This window comes from Psychrobacillus mangrovi, assembly GCF_037104765.1.
Lineage (GTDB): Bacteria > Bacillota > Bacilli > Bacillales_A > Planococcaceae > Psychrobacillus > Psychrobacillus mangrovi.
Genome location: NZ_JBAWSY010000017.1, coordinates 1 through 25,815 on the forward strand (window position 1 = coordinate 1; position 25,815 = coordinate 25,815).

The 25,815-nt window shown below is 35.2% G+C and carries 25 protein-coding genes and 3 riboswitches; of the genes, 13 read left to right on the plus strand and 12 right to left on the minus strand.

Translation table 11 applies throughout. The annotated features are described in order from the left end of the window. Nucleotides 1-358: 358 nt before the first annotated feature. On the plus strand, nucleotides 359-583 hold the full coding sequence (locus WAX74_RS16530) for a transcriptional regulator SplA domain-containing protein (protein WP_053591186.1): 225 nt from the start codon (nucleotides 359-361) through the stop codon (nucleotides 581-583). A gap of 14 nt (nucleotides 584-597) precedes the next feature. After that, nucleotides 598-1,626, plus strand: coding sequence for a spore photoproduct lyase (splB, locus tag WAX74_RS16535; RefSeq protein WP_336498768.1), 1,029 nt, complete (start codon nucleotides 598-600; stop codon nucleotides 1,624-1,626). A 295-nt stretch (nucleotides 1,627-1,921) separates the two neighbouring features. Here splB and pgeF read toward each other — a convergent pair whose 3' ends face one another. Next, nucleotides 1,922-2,683, minus strand: coding sequence for a peptidoglycan editing factor PgeF (gene pgeF, locus WAX74_RS16540; protein WP_336498769.1), 762 nt, complete (start codon nucleotides 2,681-2,683; stop codon nucleotides 1,922-1,924). 313 nt (nucleotides 2,684-2,996) lie between these two features. Between pgeF and WAX74_RS16545 the strand changes: the two genes are divergently transcribed. From WAX74_RS16545 to WAX74_RS16555, 3 genes are all read left to right on the plus strand, one after another. Next, entirely contained in the window at nucleotides 2,997-4,277 is a 1,281-nt protein-coding gene (locus WAX74_RS16545; protein ID WP_336498770.1) for an ATP-binding protein, read from the plus strand. Between the two features lie 2 nt (nucleotides 4,278-4,279). Then, nucleotides 4,280-5,158, plus strand: a complete 879-nt coding sequence (locus tag WAX74_RS16550) for a response regulator (protein ID WP_336498834.1) — start codon at nucleotides 4,280-4,282, stop codon at nucleotides 5,156-5,158. 113 nt (nucleotides 5,159-5,271) lie between these two features. Continuing rightward, a complete protein-coding gene (locus WAX74_RS16555; protein ID WP_336498771.1) occupies nucleotides 5,272-6,549 on the plus strand; it encodes a cation:dicarboxylate symporter family transporter in 1,278 nt (425 codons plus the stop codon). 39 nt (nucleotides 6,550-6,588) lie between these two features. Here the strand turns inward: WAX74_RS16555 and WAX74_RS16560 are convergent, their stop codons facing one another. Next, a complete protein-coding gene (locus WAX74_RS16560; RefSeq protein ID WP_336498772.1) occupies nucleotides 6,589-7,773 on the minus strand; it encodes an SLC45 family MFS transporter in 1,185 nt (394 codons plus the stop codon). A 642-nt stretch (nucleotides 7,774-8,415) separates the two neighbouring features. Next, complete coding sequence (locus tag WAX74_RS16565; RefSeq protein WP_336498773.1) at nucleotides 8,416-9,816, minus strand: purine-cytosine permease family protein; 1,401 nt, start codon at nucleotides 9,814-9,816, stop codon at nucleotides 8,416-8,418. Between the two features lie 281 nt (nucleotides 9,817-10,097). Continuing rightward, nucleotides 10,098-10,281: riboswitch (Lysine riboswitch) on the plus strand. A 127-nt stretch (nucleotides 10,282-10,408) separates the two neighbouring features. On the opposite strand from WAX74_RS16565, the gene WAX74_RS16570 reads away from it, so the two are divergent. The 7 genes from WAX74_RS16570 (at nucleotide 10,409) to WAX74_RS16600 (ending at nucleotide 16,513) form a co-directional block, all read left to right on the plus strand. Further along, nucleotides 10,409-11,263, plus strand: a complete 855-nt coding sequence (locus WAX74_RS16570) for a transporter substrate-binding domain-containing protein (protein WP_336498774.1) — start codon at nucleotides 10,409-10,411, stop codon at nucleotides 11,261-11,263. A 60-nt stretch (nucleotides 11,264-11,323) separates the two neighbouring features. Then, nucleotides 11,324-12,079 (plus strand): amino acid ABC transporter permease, encoded by a 756-nt coding sequence (locus WAX74_RS16575; RefSeq protein ID WP_053591196.1) that lies wholly within the window; start codon nucleotides 11,324-11,326, stop codon nucleotides 12,077-12,079. 19 nt (nucleotides 12,080-12,098) lie between these two features. Beyond that, on the plus strand, nucleotides 12,099-12,833 hold the full coding sequence (locus tag WAX74_RS16580; RefSeq protein WP_053591197.1) for an amino acid ABC transporter ATP-binding protein: 735 nt from the start codon (nucleotides 12,099-12,101) through the stop codon (nucleotides 12,831-12,833). A 118-nt stretch (nucleotides 12,834-12,951) separates the two neighbouring features. Then, nucleotides 12,952-13,752: an alpha/beta fold hydrolase gene (locus WAX74_RS16585; RefSeq protein ID WP_336498775.1), complete on the plus strand. Its 801-nt coding sequence runs from the start codon at nucleotides 12,952-12,954 to the stop codon at nucleotides 13,750-13,752. Nucleotides 13,753-13,784: 32 nt separating this feature from the next. Then, on the plus strand, nucleotides 13,785-14,762 hold the full coding sequence (locus WAX74_RS16590; RefSeq protein WP_336498776.1) for a diguanylate cyclase: 978 nt from the start codon (nucleotides 13,785-13,787) through the stop codon (nucleotides 14,760-14,762). A gap of 131 nt (nucleotides 14,763-14,893) precedes the next feature. Continuing rightward, nucleotides 14,894-15,424: a copper resistance CopC family protein gene (locus WAX74_RS16595; protein WP_336498777.1), complete on the plus strand. Its 531-nt coding sequence runs from the start codon at nucleotides 14,894-14,896 to the stop codon at nucleotides 15,422-15,424. Nucleotides 15,425-15,478: 54 nt separating this feature from the next. Next, nucleotides 15,479-16,513 (plus strand): copper resistance D family protein, encoded by a 1,035-nt coding sequence (locus WAX74_RS16600; protein ID WP_336498778.1) that lies wholly within the window; start codon nucleotides 15,479-15,481, stop codon nucleotides 16,511-16,513. Between the two features lie 49 nt (nucleotides 16,514-16,562). On the opposite strand, the gene WAX74_RS16605 is transcribed toward WAX74_RS16600, so the two are convergent. From WAX74_RS16605 to WAX74_RS16615, 3 genes are all read right to left on the minus strand, one after another. Then, nucleotides 16,563-17,753, minus strand: a complete 1,191-nt coding sequence (locus WAX74_RS16605; RefSeq protein WP_336498779.1) for an MFS transporter — start codon at nucleotides 17,751-17,753, stop codon at nucleotides 16,563-16,565. After that, a complete protein-coding gene (locus tag WAX74_RS16610; protein ID WP_336498780.1) occupies nucleotides 17,754-18,185 on the minus strand; it encodes a MarR family winged helix-turn-helix transcriptional regulator in 432 nt (143 codons plus the stop codon). It abuts the gene before it with no gap. Nucleotides 18,186-18,330: 145 nt separating this feature from the next. Then, nucleotides 18,331-18,669, minus strand: a complete 339-nt coding sequence (locus tag WAX74_RS16615; RefSeq protein WP_336498781.1) for a heme oxygenase — start codon at nucleotides 18,667-18,669, stop codon at nucleotides 18,331-18,333. 473 nt (nucleotides 18,670-19,142) lie between these two features. Here WAX74_RS16615 and WAX74_RS16620 point away from each other — a divergent pair, with 473 nt between their 5' ends. Further along, complete coding sequence (locus WAX74_RS16620; RefSeq protein ID WP_336498782.1) at nucleotides 19,143-20,309, plus strand: TraB/GumN family protein; 1,167 nt, start codon at nucleotides 19,143-19,145, stop codon at nucleotides 20,307-20,309. Between the two features lie 298 nt (nucleotides 20,310-20,607). On the opposite strand, the gene tatA is transcribed toward WAX74_RS16620, so the two are convergent. The 6 genes from tatA to mtnW form a co-directional block, all read right to left on the minus strand. After that, the gene (tatA, locus tag WAX74_RS16625) at nucleotides 20,608-20,805 is read right to left on the minus strand and encodes a twin-arginine translocase TatA/TatE family subunit (protein ID WP_336498783.1); all 198 of its coding nucleotides are present in this window, start codon (nucleotides 20,803-20,805) and stop codon (nucleotides 20,608-20,610) included. 106 nt (nucleotides 20,806-20,911) lie between these two features. Then, the gene (gene tatC, locus WAX74_RS16630) at nucleotides 20,912-21,667 is read right to left on the minus strand and encodes a twin-arginine translocase subunit TatC (RefSeq protein WP_336498784.1); all 756 of its coding nucleotides are present in this window, start codon (nucleotides 21,665-21,667) and stop codon (nucleotides 20,912-20,914) included. Nucleotides 21,668-22,185: 518 nt separating this feature from the next. Beyond that, the gene (locus WAX74_RS16635; protein ID WP_336498785.1) at nucleotides 22,186-22,722 is read right to left on the minus strand and encodes a 1,2-dihydroxy-3-keto-5-methylthiopentene dioxygenase; all 537 of its coding nucleotides are present in this window, start codon (nucleotides 22,720-22,722) and stop codon (nucleotides 22,186-22,188) included. A gap of 21 nt (nucleotides 22,723-22,743) precedes the next feature. Continuing rightward, nucleotides 22,744-23,355, minus strand: a complete 612-nt coding sequence (locus WAX74_RS16640; RefSeq protein WP_336498786.1) for a methylthioribulose 1-phosphate dehydratase — start codon at nucleotides 23,353-23,355, stop codon at nucleotides 22,744-22,746. Next, nucleotides 23,352-24,017 (minus strand): 2-hydroxy-3-keto-5-methylthiopentenyl-1-phosphate phosphatase, encoded by a 666-nt coding sequence (locus tag WAX74_RS16645; protein WP_336498787.1) that lies wholly within the window; start codon nucleotides 24,015-24,017, stop codon nucleotides 23,352-23,354. The genes WAX74_RS16640 and WAX74_RS16645 overlap by 4 nt, the downstream gene beginning before the upstream one ends. Nucleotides 24,018-24,022: 5 nt before the next feature. Continuing rightward, the gene (gene mtnW / locus WAX74_RS16650) at nucleotides 24,023-25,237 is read right to left on the minus strand and encodes a 2,3-diketo-5-methylthiopentyl-1-phosphate enolase (protein ID WP_336498788.1); all 1,215 of its coding nucleotides are present in this window, start codon (nucleotides 25,235-25,237) and stop codon (nucleotides 24,023-24,025) included. A 131-nt stretch (nucleotides 25,238-25,368) separates the two neighbouring features. Next, nucleotides 25,369-25,473, minus strand: a riboswitch (SAM riboswitch). A 166-nt stretch (nucleotides 25,474-25,639) separates the two neighbouring features. Then, nucleotides 25,640-25,794, plus strand: a riboswitch (SAM riboswitch). The last annotated feature ends 21 nt before the right edge of the window (nucleotides 25,795-25,815 follow it).

Consider the following 25,815-nt stretch of genomic DNA (forward strand, 5'->3'; position numbering starts at 1 on the left):
CTCTGCTTTAGAACGTTACTTAGAAGTACACACTGTAATATAAATTGAAACGCCGTATACGAGAACCGTACGTACGGTGTTGTGAGAGGGGCGAAAATAAGTTAACTTATTCTCCCTCTACTCGATTTAGAAAAGCGCAAGCGTCATTTAAAAGGAATACAGTTTAAGTTTGCGACATCGTGTTGAAACGATTGTATTATTCACTTCCTGTGGGCCTCCGATAGGCAAATGAAGCAAAAGGTGCCGAATGAGGCCGCAATTTTTTCCACGAGCATAGTGTCTTAGTAAATAATATCATCAGGACATAATCTCCTCATCTTTAGCCAAGCTAATAAAAAGATACGAGGAAGGTGATGACATGCATTACGATTATAATGCTGGTGATATCGTTTATATATTTTACCGAAATCCACATATACAGGACGTAGCGAATATACAAGAAGCGGCTGTTGTAAACAACCCGGAAAACCCGGAAGAATTAGCGCTTTTTCTTTATGAAACATATTACCCTTTAACTACTGAGATGGCCATTTATGCAAATGAAACAGATGCTGAACAAGCGTATCGTCAGTACTTTCATTAAAAGGGAGATAACAAATGAGAAAACCATTTACACCTCAGCTAGTATATTTTGAACCGAATGCATTGGAATATCCACTTGGCAAAGAACTAAAAGAAAAATTTGAATTGCTGGGGACCGAAATTCGTTATACGACTTCCCATAATCAGGTTCGAAATCTACCGGGCGACAATGATTTTCAAAGATATCGTGTTGCAAAGTCTACCCTTGTAGTGGGAATTCGGAAAACATTGAAGTTTGATACGTCAAAACCATCTGCTGAATATGCTATTCCTTTTGCTACAGGGTGCATGGGGCATTGCCATTATTGTTATTTACAAACAACGATGGGAAGTAAGCCATATATCCGTACATACGTGAATGTGGATGAGATATTGGAAGCAGCAGATCGTTATATAGAGGAACGTGCGCCTGAAATTACGAGATTTGAAGCATCTTGTACTTCAGATATTGTAGGAATTGATCACTTAACACACACATTGAAAAGAGCCATCGAACATTTTGGCCAGTCTGAATTGGGACGATTGCGATTTGTGACGAAATTCCATCATGTTGACCATTTACTTGATGCCAAACATAATGGAAAGACCAGATTTCGATTCAGTGTGAATGCTGATTATGTCATTAAAAACTTTGAGCCCGGTACTTCTCCTTTAGCTAAGCGTATAGAAGCGGCAGGGAAAGTAGCAAGGGCGGGTTATCCACTTGGTTTTATCGTAGCACCTATTTATCTGCATGAAGGGTGGGAGGAAGGATATTATCATATGTTTGAGCGGCTAGATGCTGAATTGCCACTTGATGCACGAGATAATATCACGTTTGAATTCATTCAACATCGCTTTACAAAGCCGGCTAAAAAGGTAATTGAGAAGAACTATCCAATGACTAAGCTAGAATTGGATGAATCCGCAAGAAGATATAAATGGGGTAAATACGGGATAGGTAAATACATCTATCAAAAAGAGGAAGAAGAAGATATTAAAGAACATTTATATGGCTATATGGAAAAATTCTTCCCAAATGCTAAATTTGAATATTTTACTTAAGATAATGAATTTGGAAAAAATCCATTATTAATAAGTGTCTCTTAGAGTTCACAATTCGGGAATGAAAAATTTTTATACATTAATAGAATATTCTTTATTCAGTTTCTAAACACGACACTTGGATTCGGGACTTGCCAGCGCGAATGCCTATTAGATTGTGTTATATTCATTCATCGCAACTTATGCATGAGTTTCCACAGGAAGAGAAGCACTACTTATGTAACATACCCAATAAAAAAAGAAGCACATTAACCATCTATTCAGGTTGATGTGCTTTTAATTTAACTTTTTCCATTTAACCTTTTTTCATTATAAAACTCAGATGTCTTCCGCTTTGTTTGTCTTGACGATACGAGAAGCCATCTGGGTTTGAAAATGTACAGGTTGGATCAATCGAAATTCGTTCAGCCGGGATGCCTGCTATCACACATTGCTTTTTCACTGTTAGTTGATTGTCTATGTGATACTTGTGGGTTTGGTCATTGTAATAGATGAAATCATCGGCATAGCCAAGGTTCTTAAATTTTATATATACATCTTCATCGACTTCAAATTTTTCTTGGCTAAGTGCTGCACCAATTTGAACATGGAAATCACTTGGATTTGAATGTTCTGCTTTAATTAAGTGTTGGAATAACATCAAGGTAATTTCTTTGACGGTACCTTGCCAACCGGAATGTACAACGCCAATAAGTCCATTCATTTCATTATAAAAAATCACCGGCACACAATCGGCAGTAAAGCTGCATAGTAACAAATTTGGCTCATATGTATACAGAGCGTCTGTATCTGCAATGGCAGTATCTGATCGATCAGCACCACGTCCTCTGTCTTCAAGTGTGACCCGATGGAAATTAGAGCTATGTGTTTGATTGGCACATACGAAATCATCTAGTTCACAATGTAAAGAAGCGGCTAATCTTCTTCGATTGACTAATATATTTTCAGGTTTTTCACATGAATGAAGTGCCATGTTGTTGTTTTCAAGTTCAGCTTCATCTTTTAAAGTCATGCCTGCAAGGATCTTATCATTGTTTAAGTATATGTTTGCTTTCATCTCATCACCTAGTTTTAATATATATGAATGTATTGCTGATGTATAGGCAGTGGTTATAATTGAACTTTTTCAATATAATTTAATGCCTTTTGAATTATGAGTAATAATAAAGCCTGGCAAATTAACAAACGATGAAGGAAATGAGATAGAGAAGCATCCATTTCAGATTTTTAGACCCCATGGGCAGAGAGAAACTCTTTTGCTCTTGGGTTTTATTCATTTATAGAGGATTTGCAGCCTTGAATTTTATTGTGTGAGTAAAATGATGTATCTTTAAGAAGAGCGAAAATATATGAGTTAATAGGTGAATTAAATGCTATCTACAAGCAAACTCTTTTTAAAAAAATTTAATAGAAATGAAATAATTATAGTAATTTTTACAGCAATACTGACGACGATTGCCAGTGAAATTAAGGTAGTGCCTTTTGAGGAAGAAGCTTTTCGTTTTGGACTGGGCAGTGTTACTTTTTTTCTGCTTATTTTAATTTGGACCCCGGTGTCCTATTTACGTACTGGTTTGGTTACTGGCATAACCGTCGTTTGTTTTCGTGTGCTGGAAGAATCGATGCTTGATGGAGTTCAAGTGGTAATTAGCTTGAAAAATCACTTTCCTGCATTTTTCTTTTACTTCATATTTACGATGGTCTTAGACTTGGTCAAGATAGAAAAGTATAAAACTTCGCCTCTCATTTTAGGAGCATGGGCAACCTTGCTAGAAGTGATAGGAAACGTATCGGAGCATGTTTTAAGACATGGTTTATTGCACCAAGACTTATTAAGTTTCAGGGATTTCATGTTAATAAGTGGAGTAGCGTTATTTCGTAGTTATTTTGTTGTAGGATTATATAGTGCTATTACAGTTTCGGAGCAAAAAAAGCAGGTGCAAGAAATGCTTGGTGTAGGTTCAGAACTATATGCAGAAACCCTTTATTTACAAAAATCCTTAAATCATTTAGAGCAAATAACAGCCTCTACCCATGATCTATATAGACAATTAAAAAAGAGAGAATTACATGAGCTTAGTATTCAAGCACTTCATATTACACAAGAAATTCATGAGGTTAAAAAAGATTCCCAGAGGATTTTATCTGGGCTGACTAAAATAACGAAAGAAAACAAAGAAGCACCTCTTTTTCTTTCGGATGTGATGAACTTTGTAATAACTGCTAATGAAAAATACAGTGAACTATTAAAAAAGAAGATTTCTTTTCATCTATCCATGTCTATTGATTTCGAAACAGATCAGCAAATCCCTCTATTGGCCGTGTTAAATAATCTGACTGCCAATGCTGTCGAAGCGATTGTAGGTACGGGTGACATTACGGTTACAATATTTGAAGAATCTAAATTCACTTGTTTTGTTATGAATGATACAGGTAAGGGTATTCTGAAAGAGGACGAGTCCATTATTTTCGAACCTGGATATACGACAAAGTATAACGAGCAGGGGGTTGCGGCTACCGGTATTGGCCTGTCTCATGTAAAGGAGATTATTCAACAGTTGAATGGAACCATTCAATTAGAAACAACTCCAATGGGAACCGTTTTTCGAATTCATATCCCTACGGAAAACATACGAAAGCGAGTGGAATAAAACTGCGTTATTTTATTGTAGATGATGATAAAGCTAGTAGAACTATGCTAAAAAATATAATAACTGAACGGGAGCTTGGCGTTGTTATAGGTGAGGCAGATAGTGGAGCTAATAGCCTCACCTCTATCCTGTCGATGCATCCAGATGTTGTGCTTATAGATTTATTAATGCCAAAGTTAGATGGTATTGAAACAATCGAGCATTTGAGAAAGGAAGGATTTCAAGGGCAATTTATCATGATTTCCCAAATTGTAAACAAAGAAATGGTGGGGGAAGCGTATGAAAAAGGAGTAGAGTTTTTTATACATAAGCCGATTAATCGTGTAGAAGTACAAAGTATTCTAAAAAAGACAGAAGAACAATTTAAGCTAAAAAATTCACTTCTTGCAATCAGACAATCATTAGAAAATATCGCTCCAAATAAACCTTTGATGAGACGACAAAATATAAAAGATATTGTAGTAACCATATTAAGTGATATGGGGGTAATCGGAGAAGTAGGAAGCGATGATATTGTTACGATAATCGAATACTTAATGGAGCGAGAGGATCAAGCTATTCAATTACCACCATTGAAGGATCTATACGAGATTGTTGCTTTAAAAACTCAACCAGTAGATATAAAAAAGGAAAGTAAAGCAATAGAGCAGCGTATTCGCAGAACAATTCTAACTGCTATAAATAATTTAGCTTCAATGGGTTTAATCGATTACACGAATCCTAACTTTGAGTACTATGCTCCTCGATATTTTGACTTTCAAGAAATTAGAAATCAAATGAGACAAATAAATGAAGAAGGCGATGTAGCAACAAGGGTAAAAGTAAATATTAAAAAGTTTCTACAAGTGTTGTATTTAGAAACAAAGGATAAATACTATTAAAAATATAAACTTTATGTCGGATTATGTCGGATTTTGTAAGTATCCTTTAATATATTGTAAAAGCTACTCAAAACGAGAGAAAGCGTTTTCAATATAAAAGAGGTGACAGATGAATGAAGAAAAAAAAGTTTAAATTTACTTTGGCATATCAAATTTTAGTCGGATTAATATTAGGTATCATTGTTGGAGCCATCTTTTTTGGTAATCCTGCTGTAGAAACGTATTTACAGCCGATTGGTACTATTTTTATTAATATGATTAAAATGATTGTTGTACCGATTATTGTATCTACGTTAATCTTGGGTGTTGCTGGAACAGGTGATATTAAGCAACTAGGTAAGCTCGGTGGAAAAACGCTCATTTACTTTGAAATCGTTACGACCATCGCAATAGTTGTAGGCTTATTGGCAGCTAATATCTTTAAACCTGGTGTTGGTATTGATATGTCATCATTATCTAAAGGTAATATTGATCAATATGTAAAGACTACGGAAGATGTACAAAGTCATGGGTTTGCTGATGTAATTATAAATGCTGTGCCAAGTAATATTGTTCAATCTATGGCAGATGGTAATATGCTTGCCATTATATTCTTTTCAGTCTTATTCGGATTAGGAGTAGCTGCTATTGGAGAAAGAGGGAAACCAGTCCTTGCCTTTTTCCAAGGGACTGCGGATGCTATGTTCTGGGTAACTAATTTGATTATGAAATTTGCCCCGTTTGGTGTATTTGCGTTAATAGGTGTTACCGTTTCTAAATTTGGATTAGAGTCTTTATTGCCACTCGGAAAATTAATGATACTTGTTTACGCTGCGATGTTATTTTTCATTGTTGTAGTTCTAGGTGGTATTGCGAAATTTGTAGGCATCAATATCTTCCATCTAATTAAAGTATTAAAAGACGAATTGCTTTTAGCGTATTCTACATCTAGCTCTGAAACTGTTTTGCCAAAAGTGATGGAGAAAATGGAGAAGTTTGGATCACCAAAGGATATTGTTTCCTTCGTTGTACCGACAGGATATTCTTTTAACTTAGACGGCTCCACTTTATACCAAGCAATTGCGGCAATTTTTATTGCACAGATGTATGGAATTGATTTGAGTATTATGCAACAAATTACGCTTGTTTTAGTGTTGATGGTGACTTCTAAAGGGATTGCTGGAGTACCAGGGGTTTCCTTCGTCGTACTTTTAGCTACTTTAGGAACTGTTGGAATCCCATTAGAAGGACTTGCATTCATCGCTGGTATTGACCGACTTCTAGATATGGCTCGCACAGTAGTAAATGTAGTAGGTAATGCATTGGCTACAGTAGTTATGGCTAAATGGGAAGGTCGATTTGATAAAGAAAAAGAAGAGAAATACTATGCTTCCATTGAAGAAACAGCATAATAAAAATGAGACCTCGCTTCCAAACGAAGCGAGGTCTTTTTATGCATTGCCTTCTATTAAGTCTCTGTTTTTAGGGGTTTTAACCTTCCACATACAAGCTAATGCAAAAAGCATACTAACAGCTGTAGCATTGAAAAGCACTCCGTACCCAAATAAATCAATTAAAAATCCTAAAGACGGTGGTGAAATAATGGCAGCTAAAGAAGAAACTAAATAATATAATCCAGTTCTAGTACCAAAGCTATGTTCACTTCCAAGAGAAACAATGAAAGGGTATGAATTTATATTTATACATGCCCAGAACGCCCCTCCGATTAATAAAAGAGTGCGTAATGTTAAGAGGGAATCTACCCAATTTAATAGGAAAAAAACAAAAAATAAACCAATTACACCAATTAATATCATTTTTTTCTTTCCAAACTTTGCACCTAATATACCACTTGGAATAGCAGTCAGTACAAAACTTAATGAAAAGAATGCCAATGAAAAGGCAGACGAACTTTTGGATAAACTAAGCTCATTTACCCCATATAAAGTAAATAATGCTTCCATTCCTTGAATTGCTACAAACCAAAAGAATATCGCGGTTAAAAGAAAAATCGTAGGTTTATTTAACTCTGCTTTGTAATTTATTTTTGGGCTAGTTGAAATAGTTATAGGTATGGCATCTCGATTTTCTTTAATATTTTTAAAGAGAACAAGTAGCGCTAAGACGAAGATGGCTGAGACTGCTAAAAACGGGATGGATTCTTCTATTCCAAATAACATAGAACCTATACTAAAAGCTAAAATGCCACCAAGGCCTCCCATAAAATTGATAACGCCATTTGCTTTCGTACGATTATGTTCGGGAGTTATATCTGGCATTAAAGCAATGGTTGGTGAACGGAAAATAGCCATGGATATATTCATACATATCATAAAGATTACTAATGTGGTTAAACTTGTGTGAAACGGAATAAGCGCATAAAACAGAGCAGCAAATGGTATACCAATCAATAAATAAGGCATTCTGCGACCAAAACGAGTATTCGTTTGATCACTTCGGTTTCCTATATATGGCTGTAAGAAAAGAGCAAAATAATTATCAATCGTCATAAGAAAACCAATTAATGCAGTGCTTGTAAGAAAATCGTTTAGGAAAAAAGGAACAAATGCGTTATATAGAGACCACCCTAAACTAATGCTAAAAAAGCCAAATCCCAAAAACCACATCTTTTTCATCGCATTCCCCCTCTAGAAAAGGTATTCATTTTTTTATAAAATATTGTACTTTTATGTATATGGTTTTGTGGAAGTAAAGAGTCCATATCGTTTGGTTTATAATTCTAATTAATTATGCATTAGAGCTGACAGCAAGAATCTACTAGTAAAAAGTACAAAGTTTCAAAATAATAATTCTATATTCAATATTGTGATGAAATGAATAGAAAACTATATCAGTAGGTGTTATCTGGATGTACGCCTTACACGCCGCATGCGCGCGTACGTACGGTTGGCATTGTACTAGATGAACAGATTATTTCTTTGAAAAACAACGACGAAGGTTAACAAAGACAATTAATAAAAAATGCACCCTGTAGAGATACAAGGTGCATTAGTTAGTTGTATTATACCGATCAGGCAGTGTCTGTTTTATTATTAGATGATATATTAAATGATAAAATTCGAAGCATAAATCTGTTGAGGGAATAAGTAGAGCAACCAATAGGCAACCAGCCTACTATAAACTCTTCCTTCTAAAAGAGTGAGAATATAGTATAAAACGAATTGTATGCCTATAAGAAGGCTATCTGGAAGTTAAAAAATGAAGGGTAAGCTGATTGAATGGTTAATAGTTGCGGATAGAAAATATCTTTTTAACTATTATGCAATATAATCTTCCTTAGGAATGTCATTTGGAAGCTCTTTGCTATAATATTTACCTTTTGTAAAAACGGCTAAAATCACGGTGATTATAGCTGCTAAAATTGCTGCAAAGAATGCTGCAGTACTTTCCAAAAATGATCCCATATATCCTAGTGCGGCTATTGTACCCAAACCACTTGAGATAAGTAAAGATACTACACCAACAGGATTCCATTTATATAAATATTTGTGTCGAGCCTCGTAATAACCAGGACCAATTTTTAATAGTTTTTTCACGATCATGGCATCCGTAACTAGTATCGATGCCCAAGCAAGTAAAAAGACTCCTTGGAATGTCATTGCTGTATCTAAATGATCCACAATACCACCTAGCATTAATCCTATTGCACATAATCCTGAGACAACAACCCAAAATCGTCTGCCTGGCGTAAATCTAAATACGTTCTCAAAGAAGCTAGCAAGTGATAGGGAACTACTGTAGATATTGGTAACGTTAATTCTAAGTTGAGTTAACATGGTGAATAATACGCCACCGAGCCCTAAGAGTAGAACGATATAAACACCTGGATTTGGTTCACCTAAACGAACACCGAACCATATACCAAGACCACCCATAACTCCAAAACAGAAGATTTGTGGAATAAAGCCTATTGCTAGAGAGCCTATTTTAAGATCCTTTGGTTTAAGAAAACGCGCGTAGTCTGAAGAAAGTAAAGCTGTCAGACCCATTATTCCATGCTGCATTCCTATACAAAGTAGTAAAGCTTGGCCACCCACCTGCACGCCTTCTGGCATATACGTCCAAAATGCTCCTTCATAAACGGATGGAGTGAAGAATGACATTATAATGGCACATAATAAAAAAATACCGAAAATCGGTAAAGACCATTTTTGTAATTTATCTAGTTGTTTAATACCAAACCAATTTAATGGAATAACAATAGATCCGAAGAAAATAATTAGTGCCCATTCAGGTAGGGCGGGGAAGAAGGTGTGAACTGCGGAAACTAAAATCAGGCCTTCAAATGCACAGTACATGATAAAGTTTGTTGCATAAATGAATGAGGTTAACGATGCACCTATGTAACCAAAACCTCCGCCTCTTGATAATAAGTTAACGTTCATCCCGGATTTGGCTGATAGATAAGCTATGAACGTTCCGAGTATACCGGCAACGATTATCGCGTATATGGAGGATATGATAGCATTTATGGCTCCGAATTGAAGTGCCATAACGCTTCCCATTTGAAAATAAAAAATTGCCGTTGCGATACCAAATGTGATATTGGTAACACTAAACCAACCCATCTTCCTTTGATCTCGAGGCACTCTATCTAATGAATAATCATCTTTCATCTCATCTGACACTTTGTGATCTGCTACTTTGACAGATCCCATAATATCATCTCCTTTTTTGTATTAGTTCATAAAAAAACTCACTTCCATTTTTTTAATAAATTCGTCTACCACTTCATCCGTATCCTATTATACCACTAATATCAAGGTTTTTAAACGATTAGTCGGATAGAGTTTATTATTTGCTACTGCATTTGAAAAAATGCATTTACTTTTAAAAGATTATTTTTAATTCAGAAACTTGTTATTACTTCTAGAGTGATTGACAGATATTCATTCGTGTTGTAGACTATGGACAATAATTGAATACGACCTCACTTATACAGTGGGGTAGAGGCGCGATGTTTAACAGTCCTTAGTGGAGTTTGAGAAGCCATGATTCTAGGGAGAAGGAAATGTCGCCGAAGTTTGTAATAATTCTCGGTATTACTTGCTGGGTCTGTAGTGAATAACTACAGGACTGTCCACTATAAACATCCCGGTTTGTAGTGGTGTGCTATCTCATTTGGGAAAAGTAGAGGATTTAGGGCAACTATACATATTGCGACCTGAGTTCATCTCAGGTCTTTTTTTGTGTAAGTTGTCCTTTTTTAGTAGTCAAAAACATAATCTTATATAAAAGGAGAGTAATAGAATGAAAAACAAATTAATAGTTCTAGCAATGTTCGTGTCAATCATCATGCTTCTAGCAGCATGTGGAACGGATGCAACAGAAACTTCAGGATCTTCAACTGATAATACTAAAGAAGCAATAGCAGATACGTTTACAGTAGGTTTAGAAGCTGGTTATGCACCTTTTAACTGGACACAACTAGATGATTCCAATGGTGGAGTGAAGATTGATGGAAACGCAGAATATGCTGGTGGATATGATGTAGAAATTGCAAAACGAATTGCAGACGGATTAGGTAAAGAACTAGTTATCGTTAAAACAGAATGGGATGGACTTGTTCCATCGTTACAATCAGATAAAATTGATGCAATCATAGCGGGAATGTCCCCTACAAAAGAGCGTAAACAAACAATCGACTTCTCTGAAAACTATTACACTTCTAATTTTGTAATGGTAGTTAAAAAAGGTGGACCTTATGAAGGAGCTACTTCTATCCAAGATTTCAGTGGAGCAAAAGTGTCAGGACAATTAAATACTTCACATTACGGTGTAATTGACCAAATTAAAGGTGTAAAAAAACAACCAGCGATGGATAATTTCCCAGCAATGCGTGTTGCATTAGAGTCTGGAATGCTAGATGGTTATGTTTCCGAGCGTCCGGAAGGAATTAGTGCTTCATCAGCGAACGAAAATTTTGCGATGGTTGAATTTACCGATGGATTTGTTGCGGATGAAGAAGAAACAGCAGTTGCAGTTGGACTCAAAAAGGGCAGTGACTTAACAAAACAAATTAATGATATATTGGCGGGAATATCAGAAGAAGATCGTCAAAACATTATGGATACTGCCATTAAAAATCAACCAGCTTCTGAATAAAGATGAAGTGATACCGGCTGCATCTCTTTGCAGTCGGTTTAATTTATGAGGAGGATAAGTATGAGCATTGAGTATATAATATCAATGGTTACCAATAACTGGCCGATGTTCCTACGTGGAGCAGGTATGACGCTCTTAATCTCTATCATTGGTACAATCTTTGGAGCCATTATTGGTTTGCTGGCGGGAGTTATTCGAACAATCCCTATGCCAGAACGAAAAGCAAAACGAATTTTCTTGAAAATAGTAAATGCCATTCTAACAATGTATATTGAATTTTTCCGTGGAACACCGATGATCGTACAAGCGATGGTTATCTATTATGGGTCTGCTTTAGCTTTTGGTGTTGATATGGACAGAACTGCTGCAGCTATTTTTATTGTATCTATTAATACAGGGGCTTACATGGCCGAGATTGTTCGTGGTGGTGTCATTTCCATTGATAAAGGACAATTTGAATCAGCACAAGCAATTGGTATGAATCATATCCAAACGATGCTTCATGTAGTATTGCCGCAGGTGGTACGAAATATTTTACCAGCTACTGGAAACCAATTTATTATAAATATTAAAGATACGTCAGTACTGAATGTAATAGGTGTAACAGAACTATACTTCCAAACAAAAACCGTCGCAGGAATCAGCTTCAAATATTTTGAGCCGTTTTTTGTTGCGTGTATTTTGTACTTCGTCATGACGTTTACGGTAACAATCATTTTACGTTATGTTGAAAGAAGATTAGATGGACCTGAAAACTACAGTATGATCGGTCAACCAACACAAGTCACACTACCAAAAAACAATGCAGGATTATAAGAAGGAAGGAGTGGATCATATGGAAAAAGTAATCGAAATACAACATTTAAACAAATCCTTTGGTAACCATGAAGTATTAAGAGATATTGACTTTTCCGTGAGTAAGGGAGAAGTTGTATGCATCATTGGTTCTTCTGGATCCGGTAAATCCACACTTCTTCGTTGTGTTAATCTTTTAGAAAAACCAAGTGGTGGACAAATTATTTATCATGGTGAAAATATATTGGATGATAAACATGATATCCATGCTTACCGAACAAAGCTAGGAATGGTTTTCCAACAATTTAATTTATTTAATAATCATAATGTGTTAAGCAACTGTGTTGTTGGTCAAGTAAAAGTATTAAAACGGTCTAAAGAAGAAGCAGAGAAAAAAGCACTCAAATATTTGAAAGTGGTTGGTATGGACCAGTATGTGAATGCAAAACCAAGCCAACTATCCGGTGGCCAAAAACAACGTGTTGCGATAGCTCGAGCTTTATCGATGGAACCAGATGTAATGCTGTTCGATGAACCAACCTCCGCTCTTGATCCAGAGATGGTGGGAGAAGTTCTGAAAGTCATGAAGGAACTTGCCGAAACCGGGCTTACCATGTTAATCGTAACGCATGAAATGGAATTTGCAAAAGAAGTTTCCGATAGAGTTGTATTCATGGATAAAGGGGTTATTGCAGAAGAAGGAAGCCCTGAACAAATCTTTAATAATCCAACACAAGAACGAACGAGAGAGTTTTTAAAGCGTACATTAAAATAAGCTTATTAGGAACAAATTTATTATTCTACTTGATTATTATTTGGTTTCCCTTCAACATGAGAAGGGAAGCCTTTTTTTATTTTCAATTATATATTAGATCACCAAAGGGGGTTTAAATATGACAAATGTTTTAGCGCGTAATAATGTAAAAGTACTGGGTGAGGGAGAAAAAACAATTATATTTGGTCATGGATTTGGCTGTAGTCAAAGTATGTGGCGTTTGATGGTACCTTTTTTTGAATCAAAATTTCGAGTTGTTTTATTCGATTATGTCGGGTCGGGTAAGTCAGATCTGACGGCATATGATCCAGAAAAATATAATTCACTATATGGTTATGCTCAAGATTTAATTGAGATTATAGAAGAGTTAGAACTTAATAATGTCATTTTTGTAGGTCATTCCGTAAGTTCGATGATAGGTATGCTAGCTTCTATAAAACATCCAGACTATTTTGAAAGTCTAATAATGATAGGCCCATCTCCTCGCTATTTAAATGACGAGGCCTATATTGGAGGCTTTGAGGTTAGTGATGTAACTGAACTTTTAGATTTGATGGAAATGAATTTTGAAGGATGGGCAAGCTTTATGTCGCTACTTGCAATGAAAAATCCAGAAAAGCCAATGCTAGCGCAAGAGTTGGAGAAAAGTTTTACTGCAGTAGATGCGGAAATCACTAGACAATTCGCTAAGGTAACCTTCTTATCTGATCATAGGGAGGATTTAGCACATTCTACTGTTCCAACACTCATTATTCAATGTTCAGATGATAGTGTCGTGCCGATTGAGGTTGGAGAGTTTTTGCATAGTCATCTGAAAAATAGTACATTTCGATTAATGGAAGCAAAAGGTCACTATCCTCACCTTAGTCATCATGAAGAAACAGTTCGTTTAATAAATGAATATCTTTTATTACCTTAAATGTAATTGTTCTTCGAAAGGTTGTGTAAAAAATGAGGGAGAGACTAAACACGGCTCCTTTTGGATATCTTTGTATTACAAATCAAGGTGTGATCACTGAATTAAATGAAACATTTTGTAATATGATAGGTTATACATTTGAAGAATTATTAGACACTCATATAGAATCTGTTATGTCAGTATCCAACAAGTTACTTTTCCATACATACTTTTATCCATTTCTTCATTTAAACGGACATGTGGAGGAAATGTACTTAAGCTTAAAAGATCATGAAGGAAAAGACGTTCCTTTATTACTAAATGCAAAATATTTTAAACAGGATGATGTTGAGGGTGTCGACTGTGTATTCATGAAAATGGGTAAACGTATTGATTACGAGCAGCAAATACGTTCCGCAAAAAAACATGCAGAGGAAGCATTACGAGAAAAGAATCTTGCGCTTGATAAACTTGAACTACTTCATAATGAAATAGAAAAAAAGCAAATACAATTAATGAAGTTAAATACAAAGTTAGAGAAACTTTCCGTGACAGATTCACTTACGGGATTAAAAAATAGACGCTTTTTTATGGAAAGATTGAAAGAGCATATCGCTTTGTTCCAAAAAAATAACATGCCTTTTTCATTACTCATTTTAGATTTAGATTTCTTTAAAAAGGTGAATGATACTTGGGGACATCTAATAGGAGATCATGTATTAATAAAACTAGCTGAAGTTTTAAATAGTACTTTTAAAGTGGAGGATATAGTTGCTCGTTTCGGTGGAGAAGAATTTGTAGTCCTTTTGCCGGAAGCGAATAAAGAAAGGTCGAAAGAAAAAGCGGAAGAATTACGGAGAACAGTACAGTCCGCTGAATGGAGAATTGACCAAATAATAACTGTTAGTATTGGAGTGGCTACAATGCAAAATGGCGATTCCGATATGACAATTATGGAAAATGCTGATTTAGCACTTTATGCATCGAAAGAAAACGGAAGAAATCGCGTGACGCATAAGGATGATTTATAACTCAAAGGTTGAATAGTTATCATTAAAAATGAGGAGGTTGTTAATATACCTCTTTTTTGTTGAAAGTAATTTCATACTTTCCTCACAAAGAGTGGCTATAATAGGTTAAGGATTTTATAAGGAGGATTATAATGAAAAAAATAATTTTAGTATCATTTATTTTCATGTTTGCTTTTGCAAATTCTGCTTGGGCACATACAGGATTAGAGAGTTCCAATCCTGAAAGTGGGCAAGTTGTAACAGAAGAACTGAATGAGATTTCCCTAAATTTTGAAGGGAAAATAGAACAAAGTAGCACCTTTGAATTATTGAATTCTAATGGTGAGTCAATCCCAGTTGAAAATATTTCAATAAATGAAAATCAAATGATTGGAACTTTAGCGATGCCTTTAGTGACCGATAGTTATGAAATCGCTTGGATGATCGTTGGAGCAGATGGGCATCCAATTGAAGGAACAATTCCTTTCACTGTAGAGATTTCTTCTGCGGAAACGACAGAGGATGAAGAAGTAGAACAAGCAGAAACTATAGCTGCTCCTAGTACTGACCAAATAGATGAAACAGAAGAAGATGAATCTTCGTCTAATATAATTCCTATTATTGTTATTGCATTGATTGTTATCATTGGTGGGGTCTTCTTCTGGTTACGTAGAAAGAAATAATAGATTATGAATATTGTTAGTGAGGTACTATTATATCTTTGTTTCTCCATTTTGGTGGGAAGTTTTCTTATTTCGCTTGTACCAAGTTCTTTTAAACCTGAGATTCATGTACAAAGAAGGGTTCAAATTATCGCTACCGTTGGAATTGTACTTTTTTCATTTATTCCTATTTTGCTGCTCGTCATGCAATTAACTAAAGGAGATAATTATGTAGGAACCCTTCAAATGATCTTGAATACATTTGAAATAGGTAAAGCGTGGTTTTTTACATTCATCGTCGCTAATATGTTATTTATATTTCTTCTTTGGTTTGATGATCAAAAGAATAAGATATATGCATACGGTGGACTTGCTTTCACTTTCCTATTAATTTTAGGGTTGGGGTGGGCTAGTCATGCTAGCTCCGTAGGGCATATAAAAGGTTTTATCATTCATACAAGTCATTTTATAGCGGTAACCGTTTGGGTGGGTATTCTAATAGTAGTTAGTTGGTTTTCCAAAGGATTTTCAAACTGGTTGAAGTTTTTGAAATGGTTCTCACCAGTTGCAATAGTTTGTTTTAGTATTACTGTTGCTTCAGGCATAGGATTAATGACGTTTGTAATGGATTTTAAAACGTATACCGATACGTGGATGCTCTCATACGGACAACTTCTGCTTATTAAACATTTACTCATTATTCCATTGATTGTCTATGCAGCTATTAATAGCTTATTGGTTAAAAAGAAATTAATCCAATATCCAAGTTTTAATCCTAGACCTTGGTCAAAAGTAGAGAGCCTAATAGTCCTACTTATTTTTTCCGTTACTGCAGCACTTAGCAATCAATCACCGCCTAGTGAAAATACGTTTAAAAATGAGGGACCATCTGGATTATTCAGTTATTTCTATCAAGGTCAAAACCTTCAGGTGATGCAGGTAGAACTAGCATTTAATGCTACTAGTTTTTCTCTTTTCGTTTTATCAATACTGCTAATAGGTTTAACTATATACGCTTTTCTTAAAAAAGCACCAGCCTTGATAACGTTCTTTTTAAGCATACTATTTGTCTTTTCGAGTTATTTAGCTTTAATTTTGAGCATTACATAAGAAATAGGCTATTCTCTAAGTTATATTAGAGGGTAGCCTATTCTTTTTATTACTCTGTAGCTAAATTAGCTTTTTCTTTTCGTCCATGAAGGAGAAAATATGGCACGATAGTAAAGAGAACGAGTGCTCCTAAAATAACATATAGCAAGCTATATCCAGTAAAAGGAATTATAAAACCAAGAAGATATGGTCCAAAACCAAGACCTGCATCTAAGAATATAAAGAAGGTAGATGTTGCGAGCCCCATTCGGTGTGGTGAGGTAAGTTTTACAGCCACTGCTTGAGTGGTAGACTGCATATTACCAAAACCAAGACCAATTAGTACACCGGCTAATAAAAAGGTGAAGCTATTGTTTGCTACGCTGAGAAGAAGCATACCAACGCCAAAAATTATAAAAGCAGGATACATAATGTAGTTTGCACCTTTAATATCTAGTAGGCGGCCAGTAACTGGTCTAGATATAAGGATTGATACAGCATACACGATAAAGAAGAAACTAGCTGTTTCTACTAAGTCAATTTCTATCGCATAAAAATTAATAAAGGATAGAACACTGGAGTAACAAAATGCAACAGTTAGAGTAATGAATGCGATGGGTAAAGCCTTTGGTTCTACAAAATTGGATAGTTTAAAACCTTTTGTTTCTTCTTTTTTGATAACCTTTTCAATTACAGGTACATTTAGGAAGAAAGTCGTGAGGAGACTAATGATTCCTAATGCTAGACAGAAACCGAAAATGATTTGGAAACTAGTATGCTGACTCATAAATATGCCAATGAAGGGACCAATAGCTGTTGACAGTGTAGCACTCAAGCTAAAATAGCCAATTCCTTCTCCTTTTCTTTTCATAGGGATAATTTGAGCAGCGATTGTTCCTGCTGCTGTGCTCGCTATTCCTAAGGTTAGACCATGAAGAAATCGATTGATCAGCAGGAAAGTAAGACCGAGGTTTACAAAATATAAAGATGTCGTTAGCGTAAAAAGAGCGATACCGATAAATAATACCTTTTTACGGCCAATAGAATCTATTACACGACCTGTGAAAATCCGTCCGACTAAAGTTCCAATGATAAAGATTCCAGTTACTAATCCGGCTTGACTAGTGGAGGCATCAAATTCATCCACTGCATAAACAGCTATCGTTACTACTAATAAATAAAAAACTAACGTTAACAAAAAATTAATAGAGGAAACAACAATAAAATCTTTCGTCCATAATTTGGGTTTAGTAATATCCATTTATTTGTCTCCTCTTTTTAATATGTTATCACGAATTTCCCTCATAATTCCAATTGCATGAAGCTGATCTGCTTCGGAAATCCCTTGAAGGATATTTTGCTCGTATGCATCAATTGTTACTCGAACGTCTTCATATACATTCTTTCCGAGTAACGTCAATTGCATTCTTTTTTCCCGCTTATCTATACTAGGCAGTTGCTCAACATAACCTAGTTCTTCTAATCGATTTATTGTTCTAGTAACGGTTGGCTTTTCTACACTTTGGTAATTAGAAAGTTCAACAAGTGTAGCAGAGCCGTAATTTGATAAGTAGAACAAAATTGTCCATTGTCCTCTAAATAAATCATGTTTTGCAAGTTGTATATTGAGGTGATTTTCAAAAGGGCGATACAACTGTAAAAATTGTATAAAAAATTCTCGATAAGTATTCATTAAAAGCACTCCTAAACAAAAATAGTTACCCTAGGTAACTATTGTAACAGATAATAACACAAATGAAAAGATAATGAACCAGTTACATAAAAAAACCTTCTTAAGCGTATTGAAATGCTTAAGAAGGAATGAATAATCAACTTTATTATTTAGCTGGGATAGCTTCAATTGTAGAGGCAACTTTTGTAATAACTAGTTCACTTCCTAGAAGCGGAGATTCCTGAGGAGCAACTTTTGATTCCGAATTTGGTCGTTTGTGCGATTCTTTAAAGGCATCACTGTTTTTCCATGCCTCGAAATTCTCAAGGTTTTCCCAATACATATTTACATTTAACTCGTCATATTCAGTAAGGTTTTGTGTAATCGTTACTTCTACTTTTACGAAACCCTCCATTTGTTGCAATGCACCTGGTTTAGTAAAATTGGGTGCCATTTTTTCTGCAAAGCCTGGTTTTGTTTTAATTTTGTTTGTCACAATAAACAATAGCCATTACTCCTTTTCGAGTTATTTGTTAAAAACAGTATATCATCTTTTAAGTGATTCACCTTGTAGGACGCGCCATCCAAAAATTATTGCTTACTAAGTACGAGGAATTCATAAAATTTACATTTAAAGGGTATTCTAACTAAAGCGGTGAAATTTCCAACTTAATGCTCTAAGATTCCAACTAAAATAGTCTATTATCCAACTAAACACATCTAGATTCCAACTAAAAATTTTCGTCGTTAAAAGTAATGCTCAAACAAATAATTTTAAGTAATAAAATGCTAAAGCTACTTCCTCATCATCTAGACATTCTTTAAATCCTGATGGAAGTATTAGTTTTCCTCTCTGATCAGTTAAAAATAAATTGATATTTATCTTCATCTAATTCATTATTAATATTAGAAAGTCTTTTCGTAATCGGTAAATAGTAGGTTGCGCAGAAGAAATATATTCTATGAAGGAAGAATTTTGTGAAAGAAGAAAACATTACTCGCATAAATTTAGATGGCAGAGAATTGATTTTGATCGGAACAGCACATGTCTCCAGACAAAGTGCAGAGCAAGTGAAGGAAGTAATTGAAGCTGAGAGACCAGATTCAGTTTGTATTGAGTTAGATGAACAAAGATACCAATCTGTTATGGACGGAAACAAATGGAAAGAAACAGATATTTTTAAAGTCATTAAAGAAAAGAAAGCGACATTGCTTCTGATGAATCTAGCAATATCATCTTTTCAAAATCGTTTAGCGAAGCAATTTGAGATAAAACCGGGTCAAGAGATGATTCAAGGAATTGAGTCGGCAAAAGAAACTGGTGCTAATCTAGTGCTTGCAGATCGGAATATACAAATTACGTTTTCTCGTATTTGGCATAATCTCGGATGGTCCGGTAAGGCACAGCTTCTCTCCTCCGTGTTTTTTAGTATTTTCAGCAGAGAAACAATTTCAGAAGATGAATTAGAAAAGATGAAATCACAAGATACGCTCAATGCAGTTCTTGCAGAGTTTACAGAATCATTTCCAAAGCTAAAGACTCCTTTAATTGATGAAAGGGATCAGTATTTAGCACAAAAAATTAAAGAAGCTCCAGGAGATAAAGTAGTTGCAGTATTAGGTGCGGCACATGTTCCGGGTATCTCGAAAGAAATTTATAAAGAACATGATTTAGAAAAACTAAATCAAATACCACCCAAATCAATCGTTCCTAAAATTCTTGGGTGGGCAATACCTGTGCTTCTAATTGCTATAGTTGTTTATACGTTTTTTGCAAATCCAACTGCAGGTTTCGATCAGGCTTTGAGCTGGGTAATATGGACAGGTAGCTTTGCTGCAATTGGTGCTGCGGTTGCTTTTGGACATCCGCTTGCTATACTCTCTGCATTTATAGCAGCTCCAATAACTACATTACATCCTTTAATTGCTTCTGGATGGGTTTCGGGAATAGTCCAGGCTTATTTCCGACGTCCGAATGTGGGAGATTTTGAAACTCTCTCCGAAGATGTTTTTACGGTAAAAGGATTTTGGCACAATAAGGTAACACGCATTTTACTAGTAGTTGTTTTAACTAATTTAGTAGGATCTATTGGAACCTTTATTGGCGGGGCAGATGTTATTCGATTATTTTTTAACAACCTATAATAAAAAAACCTCCTTTTTTGCTATAACGGCAAAGCAGGAGGTTTTTGCATTATCTATTTAATATCTTCTACTTTCTTGGATTACTACTAGTCATTTGCTAATGGAGTAGTGGGAATTTATAGAGGTAGGTCTGCATACACAATCAAATGCATACAAACGATCACTTGCTTCTACAACAGAAACTATTACACGAGGATACTTTGTAAATAATTGCAGCTTCCAATAAAGGGAATAAAAAAACCAACTATTCATCGAATAGCTGGCTTAATTAGTATATCTATAACTGAAGAAAATCTGATTATTTCTTTTTAGCGTCTGTATTTTCTTCTAATTTAAATTCCTCTGTAACATCGTCAACGATGCCTTTAGTTGAGTTTTTAAATTCTTTTAACGTTTGACCTACCGCTCTTCCTAACTGAGGGAGTTTAGATGGTCCAAAGACGATTAATGCAATGATTAGAATGATTATTAAACCTGGTACGCCGATGTTTGGCATAGGTTGTTCCTCCTCTTAGTATGTTCATTTATTCCAATGGCAAGTGTGTATGAAGTAGTAAACTTATCTTTAGTATAACACGCTTAGTCAATTTTAAGCCTCAGACTTAATCTTCTAAAGCCTCTTCTTCCAAAGCTCTTTTTGCTAGCTGTTTTTTATATGCCCAGCTCGAAACAAGAATGCTGATTTCGAACAACAATAATAATGGAACAACAATGATAAAATCTGAAATAAAGTCAGGAGGTGTAATAGAAACTCCAATTACTACAAGTATGAAGTAAGAGACTTTTCTCATCTTTCTTAATCGATTTGGTGTGATAATGCCTAACTTTGTTAAAAATAATATAATAACAGGTAACTCGAAAACAACTCCAACAGGAATGATCAAATTAAACATAAACGTAAAATATTGTTGCATTCCATAAGTTTCCAAAGCGCCAATCGAGTCGTTAATATTAGACATAAAGTTCAGCATTAAAGGAAATAATATATAATAACTAAAACTAATGCCGGCTAAAAACAAGAAAAAAGAAACGGGTATAAAGTAAATAGTTCCTTTTGCTTCCTTCTCTAGTAGTCCCGGCTTAACAAATAACCAAATTTGGTACATTGCAATTGGTAATGTAATTAAAATAGCTAGTATTAGAGCACATTTAACATAAATCATTAAACCATCTGTATATCCAAATACGTTCCACTCCACGTGAGCAGCAGTAGGTTGTTGTTTAAGGAAAGTCAATGTCTTTGGCGCCATCCAAAATCCTAAGGCTAGAGAAAGAACAAAGGTTACGGCTACAATTATAAGTCTCTTTCTTAATTCTGTTAAATGTTCGACAAGCGTCAATTCTGGTTCATGTGTCATTGTTTTGTACCACTCACTTTCTCACTTAAAAGTGAACTATTTATATAAAATGTAAAGCATGTTTACTATATAGAATATTTTACTACATAAAGAGGGTTGTTTTGTATCATCTCACATTATACTCCTACAGTCGAATTTGTAAATAAAAGGACCTTTTATTTTTCAATATGTATAGGGAAAAAGTTCTTAAATATCTCGATATTCGGATATTGTATTGGTCTATTCTTAGTTCTTCGTTTGACAAGGAAAAAATATACTTACTTTTCAGCGTTTCTTACAAATGTGGGAAGCTGAAAAGTCAGAACACTTTCATACCGTGCTACAGAAGGTATTTAAATGTACTTTAACAAGGTGGATTACTTGTTATAAAAAATAAAGCTCCTAAATTGCTTTTAACAGGCAATTTAGGAGTTTATTTAATAGATAGACGTTTTTTTGTTTAAAAAATATAAAGATTACTATTCATCCGATATAAGAAGTGAGCATTACACTTAGCGGGAGCGACTCATCCATTTTTATTAACCTTGTGCAACTTCTTCGTCTTGGTAGACCGGTACCCATCCTTCAGTCGTTACAAAGATTCGTGCAGCTACTACTTTACGGTCCTCTGCAAGTGTGAAGTAATGTGTGATATTCTCTGGAACGGAGATTAGATCACCTGGTGATAAATGGACTTCAAAGAAATTTTCATCTTTTCCTTGAATAATAAATACTCCGTGACCACTCACAATGTATCTAACTTCATCATCAGTATGAAGATGTTTACGTTCAAAGTTTTTCAATAGTTCATCTAAATTGGGATTAGAATCAGATAAAGAAATGATATCAGCTGTTTTGTATCCGCGACGTTCTGAAATATCATCAATTTCTGCTTTAAATGCATTTAAAATTTCATCTTTTTCTGCATCGCTAAGATCATACTTTTCACGAAGCTGCGCTGGTAACTTTTCAATATCCCAATGCTCGTATATTACTTCTTGTTGCTCTAAAAATGCAGCAACCTCGTTTTGTGCTTCAATTGTTTCGTTTGTTCCTTGAATTTTAATGATAGCCATCTAAATCTTCCTCTCTTATTTTTATTTAATTTGACGTAATGTCAATTGATACTGAAATAAGAATTCACAAGCTTCAAGTAACTTCTTTGCTTCGAAACCATCCCTACCCCAAACTGTAATACCATGATTTCGGATAAGAACAGCTCCTTTATCACCATCTAAATATGTCTGAAACTCTTCAGCGAGGCGTGGAATATGAGCGTGATTTGGAATGATTGGAATAGAAAGAATCGCATCTTCCTCCCACAAATCAAAAGCTTTAATAAGTTCTAGCCCTTGAAAATTGATTTTTCCCTGATTTCCGTATAATTCGGAGATTACGTTATTTGCAACAGTATGAACATGGAGACTACAGCCGGCAGAAGTTTTAGAATAAATAGCACAGTGCAATAATGTTTCTGCTGATGGCTTTAAAATGGTTTCTTCTATCGGCTCTCCATTTATATTTACGTGTAAAAAGTCTTCTTTTGTTCGTTTATTCTTATCTTTTCCGCTTGCTGTTACTAAAAACTCTGTTGGATTGTCATTCACCTTAATTGCTAAATTTCCGCTAGTGCCCATAAACCAATCTCTTCTAGCAAGTTCGTCTTTTATATCTGCTAACTCTTCCCATCTACCACGGAGTGTTATCATGTTTGAACACCTAACCTTGTTTCAATAATATTCATTACATCTCGAAAATTTTCAAAAGGTTCATATGGAATACTCAATTCCTTGCACTTTTCAATAAGAAAATCCCGTGCTATTACAATGTCTGCTAATTTTGCCGCTTCTAAGTCTGTAATGGAATCACCAATCACAACACTTAACGAATCTTTTTCTTGAAGTTTTCGAATAATGGATGGTTTACAGCATCCGCATCCTTCGTTAGTACAGAATTCATCGCAGACATGTGGAAAATTGATTTGTATTCTTTCTCCTGAGAAGTCTGCTTCATTACAATAAACGCCGGAAAAAGGACCAAACTTTTCTAACATTGGATGAACAAAAAAATCAATTCCACCACTAACAATATAAAGAGGGATATCATGCTTTCTCGTATAAGAAACAAAATCGGCGAATCCTTCCCTAATTTCAGCCTGATCAAGCAAGTAGCTTACAATTTGATCTTTTAAAGATACAGGTAATAAAGCAAACATTTGAGCAACACCTTCTCGGATAGATTGCTTTTGCTCTAAAATATTCTCTTTGATCGGCAAGTATTCTGGTGGAGCAAATTTTTTCATAATAGAGATAATGTTGTCTTGGTTAGTAATTGTACCATCAAAATCGCAATAGATTACTAGCTTACTCATAATGCTTACCCCCATAATTCCAATGCAGCATTTAGTTCTGGATATTGTTTTGCTGCTTCAGCTAACGGAATTCCATCCAGAACTGCTGATACGGCCTGCCTAAAGGCAAGACCACCTCCCGTTGCGCCAGCAGGATGACCATGCACTCCACCACCTGCATTTATAATACTGTCTATGCCATAATCCTCGATTAACAAAGGGACTAATCCAGGATGAATTCCAGCTGAAGGAACTGGAAAAGTTCGCTTAACAGCGCTATCTTTAGTCAATTCTTCCCCAAGTGATAGTGCAGCTGTTTTCTCAAGTGCAACACTTCCGTAAGGGGAAGGGAATAATGAAAAATCGGCTCCTGCATAACGAGTTAATTTACCAAGTAGGAGGGGTGTTGAAACTCCATAAAATGAGGAAGAAGTAAATGCTCCGCTATAGGCTGGATGGGCCATGAACGGCAACTGAATATCTTGATCTTCCACAAGTTCTTGAAGTACATCTAGACCATATGCATGAACATTAAATAATAGAGCATCTGCCCCAAGATCTTTTGCTTTTTTGGCTTTTGATTTTAAATCGGATGTCCGCCCAGATAAGTTGACCGCATAAAGTGTTCGGTGTCCCGTTTCTTCATACACTTGACGTAATACCTCTTTAGCTGTGATTATCCTTTTCTCGAAAGGAGTAAGTGGGTTTTCAAAAAGAATTTCATCGTCCTTTACAAGATCTACTCCACCTAGAGCTTGGTGACGTAGCTGTTCAGATAGGTAATCTATATCTCTTCCAATTACTCCTTTAAAAATACTCATGACAAGTGGACGATTATACACACCTAGCAGATTACGGATACTTTCAATTCCAAATCGTGGTCCAGGAAAATTACTTAAAAGGTCTGATGAGAATTCTAAGTCGAGTAATTTCACTTCACCATCTAATGACAATTTACCAAAAACTGTTGTTAAAATGGCAGGTAAATCTGCGGAGAAATTAGCACTAGGATAATCTATTTTAATTTCAGCCTTAATTTCATCATGTTTTAGCGGATGGTGAACACTTTCAAATTCAGTTATCGAAACAACATTTCCTTTATGCTTTTTTAATTGCTCTTGCTCGAGTAATGGTAAATCCGTCCAGGATCCAATAGTTAAACCTAGCGCAATTCCTTCTGCTTTTTTTTCAAAAGTTCCAGGTTTACCGTACACCTGATAGAGAGTAGTAACTCCACTCATTCATTATCACTATCCTTTATATTTCAAAATAAAAAATCTAAAATTCTACGTAGTTATTATCCATAGTGGATAATCTTTCCTCAAAATAATAAAACCTCTTCCGCATAAGAAGAGGTTAATAGTTTAACGACTTCTTATTTCTCAGTCTGTTGACTGCAAGAATTAGCACCGTGCCCATTAATGGATCGGTTGCCGGGTATCATAGGGCTCGTCCCTCCACCTGCTCTAAATAAGAAAAAGTTATTCAATTGAGTTAGTCAAATTAATAACGATTATTTCATGAGACTGAAAGATTGTCAATATAGTTATGAGAATTTTTATTGTATTAAAAAAATTATTGACAGATGTTTTTTGAATATGCTAGGATATTTTTCAAACAGTATAAAGTTTTAAGTAATAGCACTCTTATCAAGAGCAGGCAGAGGGTAATGGCCCGATGAAGCCCAGCAACCGACCGTAATACCGTTGTGAAACGGGGCGCAATTTGCGCCGAGATGAAAATCTCATAAGGCACGGTGCTAATTCCATCAGAAAGGTAACTTTCTGAAAGATAAGAGGCGAGAGATCTCTTATTCTAC

Coding starts and splice junctions, on each gene's coding strand:
- tatC (WP_336498784.1), bottom strand. CDS start 21,667: ATGACACATGAACCAGAATTGACGCTTGTCGAACATTTAACAGAATTA.
- WAX74_RS16635 (WP_336498785.1), bottom strand. CDS start 22,722: ATGGCTATCATTAAAATTCAAGGAACAAACGAAACAATTGAAGCACAA.
- WAX74_RS16575 (WP_053591196.1), top strand. CDS start 11,324: ATGAGCATTGAGTATATAATATCAATGGTTACCAATAACTGGCCGATG.
- tatA (WP_336498783.1), bottom strand. CDS start 20,805: ATGCCAAACATCGGCGTACCAGGTTTAATAATCATTCTAATCATTGCA.
- WAX74_RS16610 (WP_336498780.1), bottom strand. CDS start 18,185: ATGAATACTTATCGAGAATTTTTTATACAATTTTTACAGTTGTATCGC.
- WAX74_RS16605 (WP_336498779.1), bottom strand. CDS start 17,753: ATGGATATTACTAAACCCAAATTATGGACGAAAGATTTTATTGTTGTT.
- WAX74_RS16545 (WP_336498770.1), top strand. CDS start 2,997: ATGCTATCTACAAGCAAACTCTTTTTAAAAAAATTTAATAGAAATGAA.
- WAX74_RS16555 (WP_336498771.1), top strand. CDS start 5,272: ATGAAGAAAAAAAAGTTTAAATTTACTTTGGCATATCAAATTTTAGTC.
- pgeF (WP_336498769.1), bottom strand. CDS start 2,683: ATGAAAGCAAACATATACTTAAACAATGATAAGATCCTTGCAGGCATG.
- WAX74_RS16645 (WP_336498787.1), bottom strand. CDS start 24,017: ATGAGTAAGCTAGTAATCTATTGCGATTTTGATGGTACAATTACTAAC.
- splB (WP_336498768.1), top strand. CDS start 598: ATGAGAAAACCATTTACACCTCAGCTAGTATATTTTGAACCGAATGCA.
- WAX74_RS16530 (WP_053591186.1), top strand. CDS start 359: ATGCATTACGATTATAATGCTGGTGATATCGTTTATATATTTTACCGA.
- WAX74_RS16640 (WP_336498786.1), bottom strand. CDS start 23,355: ATGATAACACTCCGTGGTAGATGGGAAGAGTTAGCAGATATAAAAGAC.
- WAX74_RS16595 (WP_336498777.1), top strand. CDS start 14,894: ATGAAAAAAATAATTTTAGTATCATTTATTTTCATGTTTGCTTTTGCA.
- mtnW (WP_336498788.1), bottom strand. CDS start 25,237: ATGAGTGGAGTTACTACTCTCTATCAGGTGTACGGTAAACCTGGAACT.
- WAX74_RS16580 (WP_053591197.1), top strand. CDS start 12,099: ATGGAAAAAGTAATCGAAATACAACATTTAAACAAATCCTTTGGTAAC.
- WAX74_RS16570 (WP_336498774.1), top strand. CDS start 10,409: ATGAAAAACAAATTAATAGTTCTAGCAATGTTCGTGTCAATCATCATG.
- WAX74_RS16565 (WP_336498773.1), bottom strand. CDS start 9,816: ATGGGATCTGTCAAAGTAGCAGATCACAAAGTGTCAGATGAGATGAAA.
- WAX74_RS16560 (WP_336498772.1), bottom strand. CDS start 7,773: ATGAAAAAGATGTGGTTTTTGGGATTTGGCTTTTTTAGCATTAGTTTA.
- WAX74_RS16585 (WP_336498775.1), top strand. CDS start 12,952: ATGACAAATGTTTTAGCGCGTAATAATGTAAAAGTACTGGGTGAGGGA.
- WAX74_RS16590 (WP_336498776.1), top strand. CDS start 13,785: ATGAGGGAGAGACTAAACACGGCTCCTTTTGGATATCTTTGTATTACA.